Origin of the sequence: Niveispirillum fermenti (genome assembly GCF_048066175.1) — a bacterium.
GTDB lineage: Bacteria > Pseudomonadota > Alphaproteobacteria > Azospirillales > Azospirillaceae > Niveispirillum > Niveispirillum fermenti.
On the sequence record NZ_JBLTXA010000087.1, the window covers coordinates 1 to 1,915 of the forward strand.

The 1,915-nt window shown below is 51.9% G+C and carries 2 rRNA genes; both read left to right on the top strand.

From position 1 onward, the window contains the following. Positions 1-1,729: ribosomal RNA gene (locus ACM9LZ_RS25750) — 23S ribosomal RNA — on the top strand; the annotation flags it as partial. A 119-nt stretch (positions 1,730-1,848) separates the two neighbouring features. Next, positions 1,849-1,915, top strand: a 5S ribosomal RNA gene (gene rrf, locus ACM9LZ_RS25755); the annotation flags it as partial.

Consider the following 1,915-nt stretch of genomic DNA (forward strand, 5'->3'; position numbering starts at 1 on the left):
GTGTTGTTGGGTAGGGGAGCGTTCTGTAAGCCTGCGAAGGTGTACTGTGAGGTATGCTGGAGGTATCAGAAGTGCGAATGCTGACATAAGTAACGATAATGCGGGTGAAAAACCCGCACGCCGGAAGACCAAGGGTTCCTGTCCAACGTTAATCGGGGCAGGGTGAGTCGACCCCTAAGGCGAGGCTGAAAAGCGTAGTCGATGGGAAACGGGTTAATATTCCCGTACTGGTGGTAACTGCGATGGGGGAACGGAGAAGGCTAGGTTGTCCGGGCGACGGTCGTCCCGGTTCAAGCATGTAGGCAGAGTGATTAGGCAAATCCGGTCACTTAATGCTGAGGTGTGATGACGAGCCACTAAGGTGGTGAAGCAATTGATGCCCTGCTTCCAGGAAAAGCCTCTAAGCTTCAGGTTACCAACAATCGTACCCCAAACCGACACAGGTGGTCAGGTAGAGAATACTCAGGCGCTTGAGAGAACTCGGGTGAAGGAACTAGGCAAAATGGTGCCGTAACTTCGGGAGAAGGCACGCTGGCGGTAAGTGAAGTCCCTTGCGGACGGAGCCGAAGCCAGTCGAAGATACCAGCTGGCTGCAACTGTTTATTAAAAACACAGCACTGTGCAAACACGAAAGTGGACGTATACGGTGTGACGCCTGCCCGGTGCTGGAAGGTTAATTGATGGGGTTATCCTTAGGGAGAAGCTCTTGATCGAAGCCCCAGTAAACGGCGGCCGTAACTATAACGGTCCTAAGGTAGCGAAATTCCTTGTCGGGTAAGTTCCGACCTGCACGAATGGCGTAATGATGGCCAGGCTGTCTCCACCCGAGACTCAGTGAAATTGAACTCGCTGTGAAGATGCAGTGTACCCGCGGCAAGACGGAAAGACCCCGTGAACCTTTACTATAGCTTGACACTGAACATTGAGCCTTGATGTGTAGGATAGGTGGGAGACTAAGAAGTGTGGACGCCAGTCTGCATGGAGTCAACCTTGAAATACCACCCTTTAACGTTTGATGTTCTAACCTAGGCCCATAATCTGGGTCGGGGACCGTGTCTGGTGGGTAGTTTGACTGGGGCGGTCTCCTCCTAAAGAGTAACGGAGGAGCACGAAGGTTGGCTAAGCATGGTCGGACATCATGCGGTTAGTGCAAAGGCATAAGCCAGCTTGACTGTGAGAGTGACGGCTCGAGCAGGTACGAAAGTAGGTCTTAGTGATCCGGTGGTTCTGAATGGAAGGGCCATCGCTCAACGGATAAAAGGTACTCCGGGGATAACAGGCTGATACCGCCCAAGAGTTCATATCGACGGCGGTGTTTGGCACCTCGATGTCGGCTCATCACATCCTGGGGCTGAAGTAGGTCCCAAGGGTATGGCTGTTCGCCATTTAAAGTGGTACGCGAGCTGGGTTTAGAACGTCGTGAGACAGTTCGGTCCCTATCTGCCGTGGGCGTTGGAAGATTGAGAGGGGTTGCTCCTAGTACGAGAGGACCGGAGTGAACGCACCACTGGTGTTCGGGTTGTCATGCCAATGGCATTGCCCGGTAGCTAAGTGCGGAAGAGATAACCGCTGAAAGCATCTAAGCGGGAAACTTGCCTCAAGATGAGTCTTCCCTGTCACCTAGAGTGACCTAAAGGAACGTTTAAGACTAAGACGTTGATAGGCTGGGTGTGTAAGCGTAGCGATACGTTGAGCTAACCAGTACTAATGAACCGTGAGGCTTAACCTGACAACACCGAAGGTGTTTTGTCTGAGAGACAAAGAGAGATGAAGTAGGCTTGTTTAAGATTGAAAATTACTGGTTACGAACAGATAAAGAAGTGAGTAACGGGTAATAAACCGAATTTGCTTGGCGGCCATAGCGCAGCGGTCCCACCTGATCCCATGCCGAACTCAGAAGTGAAACGTTGTAGCG